General features: G+C 72.6%; 15 protein-coding genes. 6 read left to right on the top strand and 9 right to left on the bottom strand.

What is annotated here, in order from left to right; genetic code table 11:
- Positions 1-143 precede the first annotated feature (143 nt).
- From IO36_RS03955 to IO36_RS03945, 3 genes are read left to right on the top strand one after another with little or no spacing between them, the layout of a single operon-like run.
- Positions 144-449 carry an SHOCT domain-containing protein gene (locus IO36_RS03955; protein WP_037616033.1) on the top strand — a complete coding sequence of 102 codons (306 nt, stop codon included), beginning with the start codon at positions 144-146 and terminating at the stop codon, positions 447-449.
- Positions 446-1,204: an ABC transporter ATP-binding protein gene (locus IO36_RS03950; RefSeq protein WP_037616031.1), complete on the top strand. Its 759-nt coding sequence runs from the start codon at positions 446-448 to the stop codon at positions 1,202-1,204. The genes IO36_RS03955 and IO36_RS03950 overlap by 4 nt, the downstream gene beginning before the upstream one ends.
- Positions 1,201-3,762 carry an ABC transporter permease gene (locus tag IO36_RS03945; protein WP_037616029.1) on the top strand — a complete coding sequence of 854 codons (2,562 nt, stop codon included), beginning with the start codon at positions 1,201-1,203 and terminating at the stop codon, positions 3,760-3,762. Before IO36_RS03950 ends, IO36_RS03945 begins: the two co-directional genes overlap by 4 nt.
- Positions 3,763-3,824: 62 nt before the next feature.
- Here IO36_RS03945 and IO36_RS03940 read toward each other — a convergent pair whose 3' ends face one another.
- Both IO36_RS03940 and IO36_RS03935 read right to left on the bottom strand, forming a co-directional pair.
- The gene (locus IO36_RS03940) at positions 3,825-4,340 is read right to left on the bottom strand and encodes an ATP-binding protein (RefSeq protein ID WP_078942982.1); all 516 of its coding nucleotides are present in this window, start codon (positions 4,338-4,340) and stop codon (positions 3,825-3,827) included.
- Positions 4,341-4,552: 212 nt separating this feature from the next.
- Positions 4,553-4,876 (bottom strand): hypothetical protein, encoded by a 324-nt coding sequence (locus IO36_RS03935; RefSeq protein WP_037616025.1) that lies wholly within the window; start codon positions 4,874-4,876, stop codon positions 4,553-4,555.
- Between the two features lie 340 nt (positions 4,877-5,216).
- Between IO36_RS03935 and IO36_RS03930 the strand changes: the two genes are divergently transcribed.
- Positions 5,217-6,341 (top strand): PLP-dependent cysteine synthase family protein, encoded by a 1,125-nt coding sequence (locus tag IO36_RS03930; RefSeq protein WP_037616023.1) that lies wholly within the window; start codon positions 5,217-5,219, stop codon positions 6,339-6,341.
- A 52-nt stretch (positions 6,342-6,393) separates the two neighbouring features.
- Here the strand turns inward: IO36_RS03930 and IO36_RS03925 are convergent, their stop codons facing one another.
- Together IO36_RS03925 and IO36_RS03920 are read right to left on the bottom strand one after the other, a co-directional pair.
- The gene (locus IO36_RS03925; protein ID WP_037616021.1) at positions 6,394-6,870 is read right to left on the bottom strand and encodes an SRPBCC family protein; all 477 of its coding nucleotides are present in this window, start codon (positions 6,868-6,870) and stop codon (positions 6,394-6,396) included.
- Between the two features lie 112 nt (positions 6,871-6,982).
- Positions 6,983-7,813 (bottom strand): DeoR/GlpR family DNA-binding transcription regulator, encoded by an 831-nt coding sequence (locus IO36_RS03920; RefSeq protein WP_037616019.1) that lies wholly within the window; start codon positions 7,811-7,813, stop codon positions 6,983-6,985.
- Positions 7,814-8,092: 279 nt separating this feature from the next.
- Between IO36_RS03920 and IO36_RS03915 the strand changes: the two genes are divergently transcribed.
- Entirely contained in the window at positions 8,093-10,492 is a 2,400-nt protein-coding gene (locus IO36_RS03915; protein ID WP_037616017.1) for a hypothetical protein, read from the top strand.
- Here the strand turns inward: IO36_RS03915 and IO36_RS03910 are convergent.
- From IO36_RS03910 to IO36_RS03895, 4 genes are all read right to left on the bottom strand, one after another.
- Entirely contained in the window at positions 10,462-12,891 is a 2,430-nt protein-coding gene (locus tag IO36_RS03910; RefSeq protein WP_037616016.1) for a right-handed parallel beta-helix repeat-containing protein, read from the bottom strand. The two genes, IO36_RS03915 and IO36_RS03910, sit on opposite strands and share 31 nt — an antisense overlap.
- A 174-nt stretch (positions 12,892-13,065) precedes the next feature.
- Positions 13,066-13,671: an Rv1733c family protein gene (locus IO36_RS03905; protein WP_209441148.1), complete on the bottom strand. Its 606-nt coding sequence runs from the start codon at positions 13,669-13,671 to the stop codon at positions 13,066-13,068.
- A gap of 253 nt (positions 13,672-13,924) precedes the next feature.
- Positions 13,925-14,749, bottom strand: a complete 825-nt coding sequence (locus tag IO36_RS03900; RefSeq protein WP_037616012.1) for an MOSC domain-containing protein — start codon at positions 14,747-14,749, stop codon at positions 13,925-13,927.
- 45 nt (positions 14,750-14,794) lie between these two features.
- Positions 14,795-15,214: a DUF6643 family protein gene (locus IO36_RS03895; RefSeq protein ID WP_037616211.1), complete on the bottom strand. Its 420-nt coding sequence runs from the start codon at positions 15,212-15,214 to the stop codon at positions 14,795-14,797.
- Positions 15,215-15,505: 291 nt separating this feature from the next.
- Here IO36_RS03895 and IO36_RS03890 point away from each other — a divergent pair, with 291 nt between their 5' ends.
- Positions 15,506-16,840, top strand: a complete 1,335-nt coding sequence (locus tag IO36_RS03890; protein WP_051899983.1) for a TerD family protein — start codon at positions 15,506-15,508, stop codon at positions 16,838-16,840.
- Positions 16,841-16,859: 19 nt separating this feature from the next.
- Here the strand turns inward: IO36_RS03890 and IO36_RS03885 are convergent, their stop codons facing one another.
- A complete protein-coding gene (locus IO36_RS03885) occupies positions 16,860-18,035 on the bottom strand; it encodes a glycosyltransferase (RefSeq protein ID WP_209441147.1) in 1,176 nt (391 codons plus the stop codon).
- Positions 18,036-18,055 lie beyond the last annotated feature (20 nt).

Below are 18,055 nucleotides of genomic sequence, written 5' to 3'. Positions count from 1 at the left end.
AGTCCGGTGCTCCCGGCGTACTCCCGGGGAGGTAGGCGCACGACCGCTGGCCGTACGACGACGCGGACCCCCTGCCGGGGCGAGTCTCGAACCATCACCGAGATCCCGCGCACCGCGTGGTTCCACCGAGGAGATGAGTCGACATGCAGACCCTGGCGAACTGGGACGGCGGCCCCGGCCCCTGGATCCTGTTCTTCCCGCTGATCTGGGCGGCCGTCGTGATCGGCGTCGTGTCCGTCCTGCGGCGCACCGCCTGGCGCGGACGCCGTGGCCCCTGGCGGGCGCCGGGCGGCTACGGACCGGGCGGCTCCCTGCCGGCCGGCGACTCGCCGATCGCCGTGCTCGGCCGCCGCTTCGCCTCCGGCGAGATCGACGAGGACGAGTACTGGCGCCGACTGTCCGTCCTCGACGAGCAGTTCGGCCGCACGGGCAAGGGCGGTGCGGCATGACGGCCACCACCGCCCGGCCGGACGCGGCACGGGTCGTCGACGCCGTGAAGGTGTACGGCGCCGGCGACACCGCCGTGCGGGCCCTGGACGGGGTGAGCGTTGGTTTCCCGGCCGGGCGCTTCACCGCGATCATGGGGCCCTCGGGTTCCGGAAAGTCCACCCTGATGCACTGCGCGGCCGGGCTCGACACCCTCACCTCGGGCGCCGCGTACATCGGCGACACCGAACTGGGCACCCTCGACGACCGCCGGCTGACCCTGTTGCGCCGCGACCGGATCGGCTTCGTCTTCCAGGCCTTCAACCTGATCCCGACGCTCACCGTCGCCGAGAACATCGCCCTGCCCATGGACCTCGCCGGGACGAAGGGCTCCCGCGCCTGGACGGACGCGCTCGTGGACGTCGTCGGACTGCGCGACCGGCTGCACCACCGGCCCGGCGAACTGTCCGGCGGACAGCAGCAACGCGTCGCCGTGGCGCGGGCGTTCGCCGGGGAACCCGACGTCGTCTTCGCCGACGAACCCACCGGCAACCTCGACTCCCGCTCCGGTCAGGAGGTGCTCGGCCTCCTCGGCCGGGCGGTGCGCCGCATGGACCGTACGGTCGTCATGGTCACGCACGACCCCGTCGCCGCCGCGCACGCCGACGAGGTGCTCTTCCTCGCCGACGGACGCCTCGTGGACCGGATGGAGAACCCGACGGCCGACCGGGTCCTCGACCGAATGAAGGCCTTCGACGGCAAGGGCGCGCCCGTATGAACGCCGCACTGCGCCTCAGCCTCTCCTCGCTGCGCGGCCACAAGCGCCGCTTCGCCGGGACCTTCTTCGCCGTGTTCCTCGGCGTCGCCTTCCTGGCCGGCACCCTCGTCATGGGCGACACCCTGCGCGCCGGCTTCGACACGATGTTCGGCGACGCGACGAAGGGGACCGACGCCGTCGTCCGCAGCGCCGGTGTCATCACCGCGCCGGGGGAGGGCCAGGGCGTCCGCGCCCCGGTCGCCACCGGCCTGGTCGCGGCCATCGAGCGGGTCCCCGCCGTCGCCGCCGCGGCCCCCGACATCCAGGGCGCGGGCCAGCTCGTCGGCTCCGACGGCAAGCCCGTCGGAGGACAGGGCCCGCCCACCCTCGCCGGCAACTGGATCGACGACCCGAAGCTCAACGCCTACCGGCTCGCCGAAGGCCGGGCCCCCGCGAAGCCCGGCGAGGTCGTCGTCAACAGGGGAGCGGCGAAGAAGGGCCACCTGAAGATCGGCGACACCACGGTCCTGCGCACACCCGACCCCGTCCGGGTGACCGTCGTCGGCCTCGCGACCTTCGGCGGCGCGGACGGCATGGCCCAGGTGACGTACACCGGCATGACCCGCTCCGACGCGGAGAAGTACCTGACCGCGAAGCCCGGCCAGGCCGCGAGCATCCGGGTGCGCGCGGGCCCGGGAGTGGATCAGGACGAACTCGTCGCCGCCCTGACTCCCGTCCTCCCCAAGGGAGTCGAGGCCATCACGGGACAGGAGTCCGCGCAGGAGAACACCGACATGATCTCCGGCGCCTTCCTCACGCTGTTCACCACGCTCCTGCTCGTCTTCTCCGGCATCGCGCTGCTGGTGGCGACCTTCTCCATCCACAACACCTTCGCGATCGTCGTCGCCCAGCGCACACGGGAGAACGCGCTGCTGCGCGCCCTCGGCGCCTCGCGCCGGCAGGTGACCGCCTCCACCCTGGCCGAGGCGGCCGTCGTCGCCCTGACCGCCTCGGCCGCCGGACTCCTCGGCGGCATCGGTGTCGCCGCCGGACTCCAGGCGCTCTTCCCGGCCATCGGATTCCCCTTCCCCGACGGCGCCCTGGTGATCAGCGGTCTGTCCCTGCTGCTGCCGCTGGTCGTCGGCGTCGCCGTCTGCCTCGGGTCCGCCCTGCTGCCCGCGGCCCGCGCGGGACGGACCGCCCCGCTCGCCGCGCTGCGGGAGACGGCGGTCGACGAGTCCGGTGCCTCGCGCTTCCGGGCCGCGGCCGGCGGGGGACTGGCCGCCCTGGCGCTGGGCGTCACCCTGACCGGTGTCCTGCTGAGTCCGTCGCTGTGGCTGGCCGGACTCGGCGGAGTGCTGGCCCTGGCCGCCTTCGTCGTCCTCGGCCCGGTGGCGTCCACGACGGCCGTACGGGTCCTCGGCGCGCCGCTCGGCCGGCTGCGCGGTGTCACGGGTTCACTCGCCCGGCGCAACGCGCTGCGCAGCCCCAGGCGGACCGCCGCCACCGCGGGTGCCCTGATGATCGGCGTCGCCGTCGTGTCATTGTTCACGGTCTTCGGAGCCTCGCTCAAGGCCACCATGGACCAGACCGTCTCACGCTCCTTCGCCGGTGACGTCGCCGTCAGCACACCGTCGTTCGGGGCGGGCGGCAGCGGACTCAGCCCCCGGCTGGCTCCCGCCATCGCCCGCGACCCGGCGGTCCACTACGCCGTGGGGCTGGGCAAGGGCGTCGCCGAGGTCGACGGCGAGGGCCGCGCCCTGACGGTCACCGATCCGGTCACGCTGGGCAAGGTCTTCGACCTCGGACACGTCCAGGGGTCGCTGAGCGGCCTCGGCACCGACGGCATCGCGATCACCCGCGACGAGGCCGCACGGCGGCATCTGACGACCGGTGACACGGCCCGCCTCGCCTTCACCGACGGGCGGTCGGCGGACTTCACCGTCCGCGCCCTCTACGGCCGGTCGGAGCTCGTGGGCGACTACGTCATCAGCCGCGCCGCCTGGGCCCCGCACCGCACCCAGGACGCCGACACGCTCGTCGCCGTCTCCCTGCGGGAGGGGGTGAGCACGGCCGAGGGCAAGGCCGCGGTGCGGAAGGTCGCCGACCGGTACGGCAGCCCCGAGGTACAGACCCGCGTCGAGTACGCGCAGTCCTCGGCGGCCGGCATCGACATGATGCTGACCCTGGTCTACGCGCTGCTGGCGCTCGCGGTGCTCATCGCGCTGCTGGGCATCGCCAACACGCTCACGCTCGCGGTCCACGAACGCACCCGGGAACTCGGGCTGCTGCGGGCCGTCGGACAGACCCGGGGGCAGCTGCGCGCCATGGTGCGCTGGGAGTCGGTGCTCGTCGCCGCCTTCGGCACGGCGGGCGGACTCGCCCTCGGTGCCTTCCTCGGCTGGGTGCTCGTCGAGGCCTCCGACGGCGCGTCGGACAGCGCGTTCGCCTTCGCGGTGCCGCCGCTGCGGCTCGCGGTGGTGGCACTGGTGGGCCTCGCCGCCGGAGTACTCGCCGGACTGCGTCCGGCACGGCGGGCGGCGCGCCTGGACGTGCTGCGGGCGATCGCCACCGAGTGAGCGACCCGGTGTCGTACGACGCCCGTGCGTGAGCGGCGTACGGGAGGGCTGTCACCGCCCGGTCAGCCGGCAACGGCCGACCGGGCGGGAGCGTGTTCCGGGCTGAGGACGTCGACGGTCTGGCGGAGCGTGACCTCGCTCGCCTTCTCGTACGGCGGACGCAGCGAGGCCGTCACCACGGGGACGGACGCCGGGAGCGTGAACCACACGGCCTTGCCCGACTCGCCGTCGGGCCGCACACCCCAGCTCTCGCTCACCGCGGCGACCATGGCGAGGCCACGTCCGCAGGTGGAACCGGGGTCGGCCTCGCGTATCACGGGAAGCCGCGGATCGTGGTCGTGCACCGACACCGTGAGGCGGTCGAGCAGCAGCTCGATCTCGACGGTGCAGACCTTGTCCGGCTGGGCGTGCCGGTGGACGTTGGACAGCAGCTCGGTCACGCCGAGCGCCGCCCGGTCTATCAAGGGGTCCAGATGCCAGTAGCGCAACTGCGCAGAGACGATTCTGCGGACCTGGCCGATCCGCGACGGCAGGGCTTGGAGCTCCACCGTGCAATGCCTGCTTGGCTGGCTGATCACGGCTGCGACTCCCCGAATTGAGGTCCGGAAGAAGACGGAGATCGGATCCAGCAGAGTGGCCCTGGAACGGCCGCCTGCTGCGTGACCGGCGGGCTGGTTCGCAGCGTTATCGCCGGTAAACCCAGAGTGATGTGAGATCAGAGTGACCCAGGGGACACCGTCCCGCAACTCGCGGTGTTCGTGGACGGGGGACCGGCGAGGCTCGTGCGGCCTCAGCCCTTGCGACCCGCGGCCTTGCGGACCGCCTCGATGAACCGGCGCGCCGATGGGGGCCCCGGCCGGCCCGGCGCCGGATCGTGCTCGCCGAGAGTGAGCGAGTACCGCGTGCCGTTGACGTCCGCCAACGCCCGGTCCTCGTGCGCGAACCAGGGTTTCGAGGCCCGCACCGCCTGCACCGGCGCGCTGTCGATCTCGCTGCCGTAGCTGGTGAGCAGTTCCAGCCTGCCGTCGCTGATCCGGACCTGTCCGGCCCGGGTGAGCGAACGCAGCCTCTTCCCGATCCGCACGCCCGTGGCCGTGAACTCCGGCTCCGCCATGACGCTCCGCCCCCTCGTGGGCTCCGGGTGTGCCCTGTCGTGACCCAGTGTGCATCCGTGTCGGGGGCGACCGCCCCGCGCGGTGCAGTCTGCCCGCAGGTCGCGCCGAGCACCAGTACGAGCGGCGAGGTGGTGGCGGTGACGGAAGCAAAGGCCGGATGCGCCCCCCTGGAAAGCGGGACCACCGGCGCGCGGACAGCGGGTCCCGGCGTCACCCCAGGGGTGTCTTTGGGCTGACCAAAGGTGTGTTTATGCAGGTGAGAAGCGTGCGGAAGGTGCTTATGATCGAGGCGTCCGACCCGCTGAAGCCGCGTCGGCGCCCCGCGTTAGGAGCCATCCCGTGAGCACTGTCCAGCCGATCCGGACCGGTGAGACCCTCGATGTCGACCGGAGTGACGCTGAGTACCGGAGCTGGCTCAAAGAAGCCGTCCGCAAGGTCCAGGCCGACGCCAACCGCTCGGCCGACACGCATCTGCTGCGCTTCCCGCTCCCCGAGGAGTGGGGAGTCGACCTGTATCTGAAGGATGAGTCGACCCACCCCACCGGCAGCCTCAAGCACCGTCTGGCCCGCTCGCTGTTCCTGTACGGCCTGTGCAACGGCTGGATCCGGCCCGGCCGCCCGGTGATCGAGGCGTCCAGCGGTTCGACGGCCGTGTCCGAGGCCTATTTCGCGGGACTCGTCGGGGTGCCCTTCATCGCGGTGATGCCCCGCACCACGAGTGCGGAGAAATGCCGGCTGATCGAATTCCACGGCGGGCAATGCCACTTCGTCGACGACTCGCGCAAGATCTACGAGGAGTCCGTCGCCCTCGCGGAGCGGACTGGCGGCCATTACATGGACCAATTCACCTATGCGGAAAGGGCGACGGACTGGCGGGGCAACAACAACATCGCCGAATCCATTTTCCGCCAACTCGCCCTGGAGCGATTCCCGGAACCCGCGTGGATCGTCGCCACGGCCGGTACGGGCGGCACCTCGGCGACCCTCGCCCGCTACGTCCACTACATGCAGGCGGACACCCGCATCTGTGTCGCCGACCCCGACAACTCCTGTTTCTTCGAAGGCTGGATCACCGGTGACGCGAACGTCACCTGCGACCGCGGCTCACGCATCGAGGGCATCGGCAGACCGCGGGTCGAACCGAGCTTCGTGCCCGGGGCCATCGACCGCATGATGAAGGTGCCGGACGCGGCGAGCGTCGCCGCCGTACGGGCCCTGGAGGCCGCCATCGGCCGCAAGGCGGGCGGCTCGACGGGCACCGGCCTGTGGAGCGCCCTGAAGATCGTCGCCGAGATGGTGGCCGAGGGGCGCAGGGGAAGCGTGGTGACCCTGCTGTGCGACCCCGGGGACCGTTATCTCGACAAGTACTACTCGGACGAGTGGCTGGCCGAACAGGGCCTGGACATCGCGCCGTACACGACGGCGATCAACTCCATGCTGGAGACGGGCGTCTGGCCGGCCTGACCTGGCGTGGGTGCGTGAGGGTGGGACCGGGTGCCCCGGTCCCAGGATTCGTTCAGGCGGTCGCCGTCGCGAGCCTTCGGTCCAGTGCCGTCACCGCGCCCCGGAAGGCGCGGCCCAGCCCGCCGCGCCCCAGGGTGAGCGCCGTCCGGAACACGGCGGTCCCGTCGGCGGCGAAGGTCCACTGTATGCGTGTCCCTCCGCCCGCGGGCGTCAGCCGCCACTCCTCGACCAGGGCGCGCAGCCCCGGCGCGTTCGTGGCGTCCGCCCGGTAGGTGTACACCTCGGGAGCCTTGCTCACCAGGACGGTCTCCTCGAAGCGGGTGCCGCCGCGGAGCCGCACCTCCCGTCCGCCCTCGCCGGCCGGCCGGGCGAGCGTCACCGCCGAGAACCACTCGCTCCAGCCGGACACGTCCTCGGCGAGCGCGGTGAAGACGGCCTCGACGGGCGCGGCGACCTCCCGCGCGAACACCAGACGCAGCGGAGCGGTCTCGACGAAGTCGGTTCCCACCGGACGCAGTCGACGTGCCATGAGCGGACCCCCTCGCGGTCGGCCGCGAGCGGCGGCCCGGCGCACCCGCGCCACGGACGACGCCGACGGCGTGACCGGCGGCGCGGGCAGCGTCACCTTAGCTGGCGGACCGTCAGATGTCTGTATCGTCCTCGGGTTCACCGGCCACCACGAGCCGCCGCAGGCGCTCGGAGATCTCCGCGCGGGCCTCGGCCGGCATGCCGCCGTCGGTCACCAGCGTGTCGACCTGGTCCAGCGCGGCGAACGAACTGAGGCCCACCGTGCCCCACTTGGTGTGGTCCGCCACCACGATGACCCGTCGCGCGGACTGCACGAGCCGCCGGTTGGTCTCCGCCTCCGCGAGGTTCGGCGTCGAAAGACCCGCCTCGGCCGATATGCCGTGGACACCGAGGAAGAGGACGTCGAAGTGCAGGGCCGCGATGGCCTGATCGGCCACCGGCCCGACGAGCGAGTCGGACGGGGTGCGCACCCCGCCGGTCAGCACGACCGTCGCCGCGCCCTGGCGCTGTCCCGAGGTGCGCTGGGCCGAGTGGAACACGTCCGCCACGCGCACCGAGTTGGTGACCACGGTCAGGTCCGGGACGTCCACCAGGTGATGGGCCAGCGCGTAGGTCGTCGTACCACCGGAGAGGGCGATCGCCGAGCCCGGCGCGACCAGCTCCGCCGCGGCCCGCGCGATGTCCTCCTTGGCGGTCAGCTCCAGGCCCGACTTGGCCTCGAAACCCGGTTCGTGCGTGCTCGCCTCGACCACCGGGACCGCGCCGCCGTGCACCTTCTCGACGACTCCCTGACGGGACAGGGCGTCGAGGTCACGGCGGACCGTCATGTCGGAGACACCGAGCCTGCGCGTCAGCTCGTTCACGCGGACGCCGCCCCGGCGGCGCACCTCGTCGAGGATCAGAGCGCGCCGCTGCTCCGCGAGGAGGTTCTGATTCTCGCTCACGACCGCTCCGGTCCTTTCGCCGCTGCCTGCCCCACTCCGTCCGAACCCACTCCCACGTGGACGTTCTCCTTGCCCGAGGTCTGGAGGATGCCCCATCCTCGCACGGGACACCCTCGGTCGCGCCACTGCCTGCGCACTCGCTGTGCCCCTCCTGTGCCGCCGCGTTCACACGTATCGGGGAGATTCGGTGCCTTCGGGTGCACACGGGGACCGGAGCGCGAGAGCCTTGTGCCTGCACATGACACCTGAGACACGCGTGGCACGGGGAAGTGCGGACTAGTGGAACGTGCACGGGAACACACCGCCGACGGGGAGCCCGGCAGCCCCGCACGACGGCACGAAGCGGCCGGGAGCGCCCTGGAACTCCTGGTCCACGGCGTCGGCGGCACCACGCCGGAGGAGATGCTGAACGACCCGCGGACCGTCCGGATCACCGGAGACACCACCGCGGCCGTGTTCCGGCGCGTCGACGACGTCGACGCCGAGGACCGGGCCGGGGACCACCGCGCGGGACCGGTGCGCGAGGCGTACGTGTGGTGCAACCTCACCTCCGGCAACGGCGCCCGCGCCCTCTGGCTCCTCCTGCTGCCCTTCATGGTCGTCAACCTCGCGCACTGGATGCGCCCCGCCTCGCACGGTCACTCCCGGACGGTGCGCCTGTACGGGCTGCTGGTCCGCCTCGCCGGACTCACGCTCACGGTGCTGCTCGTCGCCGCGGCCTGCGAGGTCGCCCTCGACCTCGCCGCCTGGCAGTGCGCGGGCACCCGCCTGTGCGTGCGCAACCACTCCTGGCTCGGATTCCTCTCCCCGGACCGGCCCGACGCCGGCTGGTGGAGCGAGCCGGGCCGCCGCCTCGCCCTGGCCGCCCTGGTCCCCACGGCGCTCACCGCGCTCCTTTGGTACCTGTCCCACCGCACCTGGAGCGCGTACGAGTCGCAGCAGCCGATCGCCCGCGCAGCCGAGCACGACGAGGAGACCGAGGGCACCGGACTCGGCCGTCCCGGCTTCTGGTTCGGCCGCCGCCTGGTGGCCCGGCTGCGCGCCGCGCACACCGCCGCGGGCTTTCTGACCGTCGCCGCCGCCGTGGGCTCCCCGGCCCTCCGCCACGACCGCGCCCCGGGCGGGTCCCCCGTCCTGGCGGCCCTGGGCGGCCTGCTGAGCGCAACGCTCGTGGCCGGCGCGGCCGTTGTGCTGTGGGTGGTCTGCCGTCGCGGCCGCAGCGAGAACCGGATCGACCACGGAAGCGACCGGACCCTGGTGCGCCGGCTGGCGCTCGGCGCGCTCGTCCTCCTCGCCCTCGGCCTGGTGTACGCCGGCTGGTCGAGGCCCCGCTGGCACTCGGCGGGCCGTCTGGCGGGGGACGCCACGTTCGGCGGCCTTACCCTCGTCCAGGGCCTGCTCGTGATCGCGCTGTGCGTGGTGGCCCGTGCCCTGTACGGCACCGCCCCCCAGCCCCCGGACCCGCACCGGACGGCGGACGGCGGCCCGGTCCCGCGGACCGCCCTGCGCGGCTTCGCCGGGCCCGCCGTCGCCATGCTCGCCTGCGCGCTCGGCGGTGTGATGTCCGGGGGAGTGTCCCAGCGGGTGGCCGACTGGCTCGACGGCACCCGCCACTCGATCCCGGGCCCGCCCGTCCTGCTGACCTGGCAGGCCTCCGTGATCCCGCCGCTGCTCGTCGTCCTGCTCGCCCTCACCGGCTGGCTCGCCCGCCGCACCTGGCGCGGGCGCCGCCGCGAAATGGACACCGTCGAACGCGACTACCCGGGCGAGCCCAGGGACTCGGCCCGCACCCGCCGCATCGCGAGCACCCGCGCCATGGCCGCCCTCACCGACCGTGCGCCGCTCATGGTCGGCGTCCTCGCCTCCGCGACCCTGCTCCTCGGGGCCTGCGCCCTGGCCGGCGCCCTCACCACCGGCGACGCCCCGAGCGAGGCGGCCCGGGGCACGAACGGCTTCGTCCACGGGGCCGCCCAGACCGCGCAGGCACTGGGCTCCTGGCTGATCGGCCTCGGCTTCATCCTGTTCGTCACCTGGGGCCGCCGCGCCTACAAGGACCCGGCCGCCCGCCGCACCATCGGCATCCTGTGGGACGTCGGCACCTTCTGGCCGCGCGCCGCCCACCCCTTCGCGCCGCCCTGCTACGCCGAGCGCGCCGTCCCGGACCTCACCTGGCGCATGGCCACCTGGACCCGGGCGACCGGCGGACGGCTCGTGCTCTCCGGGCACTCCCAGGGCAGCGTGCTCGCGGCCGCGGCGGCCTGGCAGCTCGACCCCTCGGTACGCGGCAGGGTCGCGCTGCTCACCTACGGCTCCCCGCTGGAGCGCCTGTACGGACGCTGGTTCCCGGCCCACTTCGGCCCCGCCGCACTGGCCTCACTGCACCGTGACGTGGCCTGCTGGCGCAACCTCTACCGGCGCACCGACCCGATCGGCGGACCCGTCCTGCTGTCCGGGGACTGCGGCCCCGAGGTCGACCACGATCCGCTGAGGGACCCGCTCGCCTACGGACGCACCGAACGGCAGCCGCTGCCCGCGCCGGTCCTCGGCCACTCCGACTACCAGGCGGACCCGGTCTTCGCCGACGAACGGGAACGCCTGCTGGAGCGGCTGCTGCCCGGGGTACCGGGCCCGCGTCCCGGCGGGGACGCTCAGGGCAGTTCCGGCAGGTCCTGCGAGTAGAGCAGGGTCAGATCGTCCGTGGTCGGCTCGGCCAGCTGGGCGACACGGCCCGCGTGCCGTTCCAGCATGGCCTCGAACGTCTGCCGCGCCGTGCGCCCGTTGCCGAACGCGGGCCCCTTCGGGATCAGCGTGAAGTACTTCAGCAGCGCCTCGGACGCGCCCGGACCCAGCCGGTACTCGTGCTCCTCGGCCTGCTGCTCCACGATCCTGAGCAGTTCGTCGGGCAGATAGTCGTTGAAGGTGATGGTCCGTGAGAAACGGGACGCCACCCCGGGGTTGACCGAGAGGAAGCGCTCCATCTCGGCGGTGTACCCCGCCACGATCACGACCACCGCGTCCCGGTGGTCCTCCATCAGCTTCACCAGCGTGTCGATGGCCTCGCGCCCGAAGTCGCGGCCCGAGTCCTCCGGCGACAGCGCGTACGCCTCGTCGATGAACAGCACGCCGCCGCGCGCCCGGTCGAACGCCTCCTGGGTGCGGATCGCCGTGGAACCGATGTGCTCACCGACGAGGTCCACCCGGGACACCTCGATGAGATGTCCCTTCTCCAGCACGCCCAGCGAGGCCAGGATCTCGCCGTACAGCCGGGCGACGGTCGTCTTGCCGGTGCCGGGGGAGCCGGTGAAGACGAGATGGCGCCGGGCGGAGGCCGCCTTGAGGCCCGCCTCCTGGCGGCGGCGGCCCACCTCGATCATGTCGGTGAGGGCGCGCACCTCGCGCTTGACGCTCTCCAGACCCACCAGGGTGTCGAGTTCACCGAGGACGATCCGCGATCCGCGAGCCGGCGGGGCGGGCTCCGCCGCGGGGACGACGGGTTCCCGCTCGGTGCTGCGCTGACCGGGGATCGTCCCCAGCAGACCGGCGGACGGGGCCGACGTCTCGACCGCCGTCTCATGGGCCGGGGCGCGCAGTGAGGCGCTCTCGTCGCTGGCGCAGTCCTCGACGACGGGACCCGAGCCGGGGGCCGAGCCGCCGTCCGCGAATTCGTAGCCCCCGCGCGCGCAGCGCTCCGTACGGCACTTGCGCAGCGTCGACCGGCAGCCGTCTATGACGTGGAAGCCGTAGCCCCCGCTGTCCGCCACCCGGCAGTTGACGAAGCTGCCCCGTCCGTCAGCCGACACGTAGAAGCCGGCCTCGGCGGGGGCGGTGACTGTGCAGCGCTCGAAGGTCGGATCGGCGCCCTTGGTGACGATCACGCCCGTCTGGGTGCCGTCCACGATGCAGCCGGACAGAGTGCCGCCGCTGCCGTGGTCGCGGAACCAGGCACCCGTCGCGGCATCCCGGATCCGGCAGTCGTCGAGCTGCGCGGTCGCTCCGTCGCTCACCGACACCGCGGTGTTGCGCACCTGGGAGATGTCGCAGTCGACGACGTCCGCGCGGGAGCCCCGGTCCAGGACGAACAGGGCGTCCGGCACGTCGTGCACCCGGCACGAGTCCAGGACGGCGGTCGCTCCGTCGCTCACCCACACCGCGGGATAGTCGCCCGTGCTGTCGAAGATCTCGCACTGGTTGGCGTCCACACGGGTGCCCGGGTCCCAGACCGACAGGCCGTTGCGCCCGAACTGCCGCACGCTCGTGCGGGTCAGGGTGAGCACCGAGCGGGAACGCAGGTCGACGGCGTTCTCCGGGATGTCGTGGATGCGGCAGTCGGCGAGCGTGAGCACGGCGTCCGTGTCGAGGGTGACACCGTCGGCGGTGGTCCGGTGGACGTCGCAGTCGGTGAGGTGGGCCGTGGCCCGGGCGGTGATCTGCACCCCGGAGCCCTTGACCTCGTACACCTCGCAACCGATCGCCTCCAGCGAGGAGTTCTCGCCGGTCGCCGACAGGCCCGGACCGGAAGTGTGGTGCACCCGGCAGCGCTCGAGTCGCGGACGCGCGCCCCCGCGGACCACGACCCCGGACTGCCCGGCGGCCACGACCTCGCACTCCTCGAACACCCCTCCGCCGCCGTCCAGTACGGCGACGCCGACGCCCCCGGGGTTGTCGACGGTGCAGCGGCGCACGGTCGGCCGGGCGCCTCCGCGGACCTCGATCCCGGCCGCGGACCGCGTCACGATCCGTAGGTCCAGCAACTCCGGTGTGCCGTCCTCGACGAGCAGCGCGGGCGAGGCCGAGTCCTGGCCCTCGAGGTGCAGGTCCTGCACGACGGCCGAGGCCCGTACGGTCAGTGCCACGCCGTCGACGGGCGCGATGCGGACGGAGCCGGGGGAGCCCTCGGGGCCGCGCAGCGTCACCGCGCGTTCCACCACCAGGTTCTCCCGGTACGTACCGGGAGCGACGGTCAGCACGTCGCCTTCGGCCGCGGCCTCCAGGGCGGCGGCCAGCGATGCGTACTCACCTGTGCGGCGCCGCCACCGCGAGGTTCCGGTGTGCGTGACCTGGACCGTGCCCTGTGCCATGGCGCTGTTGTGCCCCCACCTCGTCGTACGCGGGTCCTGCGAGGTTGTGCTGATGCCCCGTCGGTCGCGGGTTGCCGGTCCCTGCCGGACAGCCTCTCACGACGGCGCCGAACGGTTCGGCCGGTCCACCGTAGCGTGCGCGGGGACGCCCGGTTGACCGGAGCGGGAAGGCCGTCAGCTGCCGGTGTCTGCCTTGCCCCAGTCGGGGCCCGCCTTGGCCCAGGCGCGGTCCCATCCGGCGTGACGGCGGCGGACCATGTGCCACAGGACCAGCCGTCTCGCGCTCTCCAGGAGTCCGGCCGCCAGCACCGCGGCGCCGAATCCGGCCAGGGCGGAGTGCGTGGTCGCGGTGGCGCTGTCCAGCGGGCGGCCCATTATTCGGCCGTGCCGGTCCGTCCAGAGCCAGAAACGGTCTCCGGGGACGGGTGTCTTGAGGTCGGCGATCACCGTGCCGTGCCGCGGGGTGCCGTCCGGTGCCGTCCAGTTCGCGACGACACGGCTGTGCGCGTCCCGGCCGGAGGGGGTCTCGGGGTCGGGAGCCAGCGGTCCCCGGGACAGCCTTCTGACGACGACCGCCGCCACGGGGTGCCGGTCCTTGCGCTGGTCCCGGACGGCCTTCTGCAGCGTCCCCTGCATGGAGACGCCCACGGCGGCCCCGGCGGAGGGCGCCGCGACCAGGATGAGCAGGAGCGTGGCCAGCGCGAGCCAGGCCTCGACCAGATCCGTCGTACGGCGCAGCGGATTGCGCCGCCAGCGCCAGAGACCGATGATCGCGCGCACCGTCCCACACCCCCCTTCCGCTTCCGTGATTACCAGCAGCGGAGCCGTTCACACGCGAAGCCGGGGAAGAGAGGCCGGCTTCACCCTCCCCCAGGACCCTTCATGAACATCTCACGCCGATTCAACGATCCGGCCCGGCCCCGGTGTTCCCGGCGTCCGGTCTCTGGCGGAATGTCGTCGGGCGGCCCGAGGCGCCGTCCGGAAGGGTCCGGGGCCCTGGTTTCGGGCGAGGGTCGCGACCGGTGCCCTGACCTCAGGCGAGCACCGTGACCGGATCCCCGACCCGTACCGAACCGCGGGTCTCGGGCACCAGGTTCTGCCCGAACATCGCCTTTCCGCCGAAGCGGCGGTGCTTGGCGAGCGTGCGCAGAGGTTCCTTGCCGCGCCGGGCGGTGTCCTGGTCGGTCGTGGTGACGATGCACCGGCCGCACATGCGCGTGACGCGGAAGGTGACGTCGCCGATGGCGATGCGCGACCACCCGTCCTCGGCCCAGGCCTCCGTGCCGGAGACGACCACGTTCGGGCGGAACCTGCTCATCGGCACCGGTCCCTCCTCGGCCCGGTCGCCCTGGGCTATCAGGGAGTTGAGCGCGTCCAGCGATCCGAGGGTGGTGACGAGCAGCGGATACCCGTCCGCGAAGCTGACGGTCTCGCCCGGCAGCGCGAAGTCGGGGTCGACGGGCCGGCGGACCGCCGGATCGTCCATGTGGGCGAGGCGCACGTCGGCGCCCACGTACGCACTGCACCAGGCGTGCGCCGCCGCGTCGGCGAGGACGGCCTCGACCTTGTCATCGAAGATCTCCACCGTGGTCGTACCGGTGGGCTCGGGCACGGGAACGGTCACGGACGCGTGGTCCGCGGCCGAAAGACGCAGGCCGCCGCCGGAGAGTATCTCGGCGACGGCCAGCGCCAGACGCGGCTGCTCGCGCTGCGTGACGACCTTTCCCCCGTCGTCGATCAGGACCCAGCGTCGGTCTCCGGCCAGCCCCCAGGGCTCCACCACGGCCTCCTGGAGCGCGTGGCTCCGGAAGGCCTTGACCGGATGGACGTGAATCGAGTGCAGTTCCGCGTTCCCCATGACCGCCATCGTGCCAGGTGGCACCGACAATCCGGTCCGGAGGTGTCAGTACCCGCGGTACTGCTGACCGTTGTACGGGTCCTGGTACGGAGCGGGGGCGGGACGGGGAGCCGCGGGGCGCATGGCCTCGAAGCCCGTGCCGGCCGCCATCGGACGGGGCTGCTGCGGCTGGGGGCTGGGGTAACCCCGGGGGGCGCCCATCTGCTGCGGGATGTACGGCGCGGGGGCCTGCTGCAGCGGCGAGGGCTGCTGGGGCTGGTAGCCGTACGAGGAGGGGCCGGACGGCAGCGCGGGGAGCGCGGACGGCAGGGCCGGGAGGTTGTTGCTGCCCGGGTCGTAGGCGGAAGGGACCCGGATCGGGGCGATCTGAGGGGTACCCCGCTCGGCGACGAGGGAGTCGTAGATCGGGGTGTCCTGGAAGGCGGAGTAGTAACCGCCGCCATAGGTGGAGCGGGGGGAGGTCATGGCCATAAGTTAAGCCCACGATGTGCTGGTTGGGGAGACCGATAAGAGGGTTGTTTTCCGTGTCCGCGGTGACGCGGGATCCCCAATGCGAGCGAACTTGGCAAAAAAGGACGTCAAAGATGGTTGAGATCGTGTAAAGGCCGAGGTTCGGACCGGGTTACCGGCGGTTGACCAGGATCTTCCTGCGCGAGCCATGGGGCTCGGCGGACCTGGGGATTAGGTTTGGCGAGAACGGAGCCGGCGGTCCGTTCGGGACTCGCACCGGCGCGGAGACACGTGATGGGGGCGTACATGTCAATGCCTAAGGGATCCAATGTTCCAGTCCCGACGAGCGCACTCCGGGTGGAATTGGGGTGGCGTTCGGGACAGGGGGTGCCCGACGTCGACGCCTCCGCCCTTCTGCTGGTGGCCGGAAAGGTTCGTTCGGACGCCGACTTCGTCTTCTACAACCAGCCGGCGCACACCTCCGGCGCGGTGCGCCACGAAGGCAAGCGGAACGACGGCGGCCAGGTGACCGACACCCTGTCCGTGGACCTCGCGCGCGTGGAGGGCTCCGTCGAGAACGTGGTCCTGGCCGGCTCCGCGGACGGCGGCTCCTTCGGCCGTGTTCCCGGCCTCTACATCCGGGTGCTCGACACAAGGACCGGCGCCGAGGTCGCCCGCTTCGACAGCACGGACGCCACCGTGGAGACCGCCTTCGTCCTCGGCGAGTTCTACCGGCGCCAGGGGGCCTGGAAGTTCCGCGCCATCGGACAGGGCTACGTAAGCGGACTCGAAGGACTGGCCACCGACTACGGGATCACGGTGGACGAGCCGCAGCACGCGGCACCCCCGGCCGCCGCGCCGCAGGGGCCCGCCACGCTCGTACAGGGGCCGCCGCCGCCCGTGGCACCTCCGGTCACCGTGTACCCGCCGGTCGCCCCACCGGTGAACGTGCCACCGCCCATGCCTCCGGGGCCCTACCCGGCCCCCGCCCCTCAGCCGCCGGTGAGTCTCTCCAAGGTGACGCTGACCAAGGAGGCCCCCTCCGTCTCGCTCGCCAAACAGGGCGGCACGGGCGGCACGATGCGCGTGAACCTCAACTGGGAGGTGCGCAAGCAGTTCTCGGGATGGGGCAGCAAGCGGGGCCGCGCCGTCGCCATGCACGCCGACCTCGACCTCGACCTGTGCGCGCTCTACGAACTGTCCGACGGCCGCAAGGGAGTCGTCCAGGCGCTCGGCAACGCCTTCGGGGCGCTGCACCAGCCGCCCTTCATCCATCTCGACGGGGACGACCGCACCGGGGCCGTGGCCTCCGGCGAGAACCTCACCATCAACCTCGACCACAAGCAGAGCTTCCGGCGCATCCTCATCTTCGTGACCATCTACGAAGGAGCGCGGTCCTTCGCCGACCTGCACGCCACCGTCACCCTCCAGCCGCAGAACGGCGCTCCCATCGACTTCTCGCTCGACGAGTGCACCGTTCCCTCCACCGTCTGCGCCCTCGCCCTCATCACCGGCAACGGCGCCGACCTCGTCGTCCAGCGCGAGGCCCGGTACCTGGTCCCCGCGCGCGGGGTCAGCCCCCAGCGCACCCTCGACCACGCCTACGGCTGGGGCATGAACTGGACCCCGGGCAGGAAGTGAACTGTCGAGTGGCGCGGGACTAGCGGTCGTCCAGGGCGGTGTCGGGGCGGGCGTAGGTGCGGCCTTTCCAGGCCGCGCCGCGCCCCCTGTAGTGCTGCACCGCGGAATCGACGGTCATAAGGAGATAGAGGAACGCGGTGACCGGCAGCAGGGGAGCGAGCGCCAGGGGCTGCCGGTAGTAGCGGAGCATCGGTGCGTAGGTCGCCGTCATCACCAGCCACGCGAGCCCGCCGGCGGTCGCCGCCCAGGTGTTCCCGGCGGCGAGGCCCACGACGAGGGCGACCGGCGGCACGAGGTAGACGACGGCGATCCCGGCGACCGTCCCGGCCAGCAGGAGCGGGTTGTGCCGCAGCTGGGCGTACGCGCTGCGCGAGACCATGCGCCACAGATCGCCCAGCCGCGGATAGGGGCGCACGCTGTCCACCCGCTCGGCCAGCCCCAGCCAGATGTGACCGCCGCTTCCCTTGACGGCACGGGCCAGCGCCACGTCGTCGATGACCGCCTGCCGGATCGCGTCCGGGATCCGCGCCCGCTCGGCGGCGTCCGCGCGCAGCAGGACGCACCCTCCCGCCGCGGCCGCCGTCCGCGAGCCCCGCACGCTGATCCGGCGGAAGGGATAGAGCTGCGCGAAGAAGTAGACGAAGGCGGGCACGACGAGCCGCTCCCAGAGACTCTCGACCCGCAGCCGCGCCATCTGCGAGACGAGGTCGAAGCCACCCGTGCGGGCCGCCGCCACCAGGAGCCGCAGACTGTCCGGGGCGTGCGCGATGTCCGCGTCGGTCAGCAGCAGATATTCGGGATCGCGCGCGCGGGCGAGAGCGATGCCGTGGCGCACGGCCCACAGCTTGCCCGTCCAGCCCGCCGGCGGCTCCCCGGGCGTGCCGACGGTGAGCGGCAGCCCGCCGTGCCGCCGCGCCAGCTCGCGGGCCAGCTCCCCCGTACCGTCCGAGCTGCCGTCGTCGACGAGGAAGATCTCCGCCCGCCCCGGATAGTCCTGCGCCAGGAGTGACGGAAGACTCTCGGGCAGGACGGCGGCCTCGTCCCGGGCCGGCACCACGACACAGACGGACGGCCAGTCCGACGGATCGCGACGGACCGGCAACCGCACGTCCGTGCGCCAGAAGAAGCCCTGGCCGAGCAGCAGCCACAGCCACGCGGCCAGTGATCCGACGGCGATCCACACGAGGGCGCTCACCCGCCGCAGTCTGCCCCACG

This window comes from Streptomyces aureus (genome assembly GCF_000725495.1).
GTDB lineage: Bacteria > Actinomycetota > Actinomycetes > Streptomycetales > Streptomycetaceae > Streptomyces > Streptomyces aureus_B.
The sequence above is the reverse complement of the archived record's forward strand: the minus strand, read 5'-3'. Positions and strand labels throughout refer to the sequence as shown.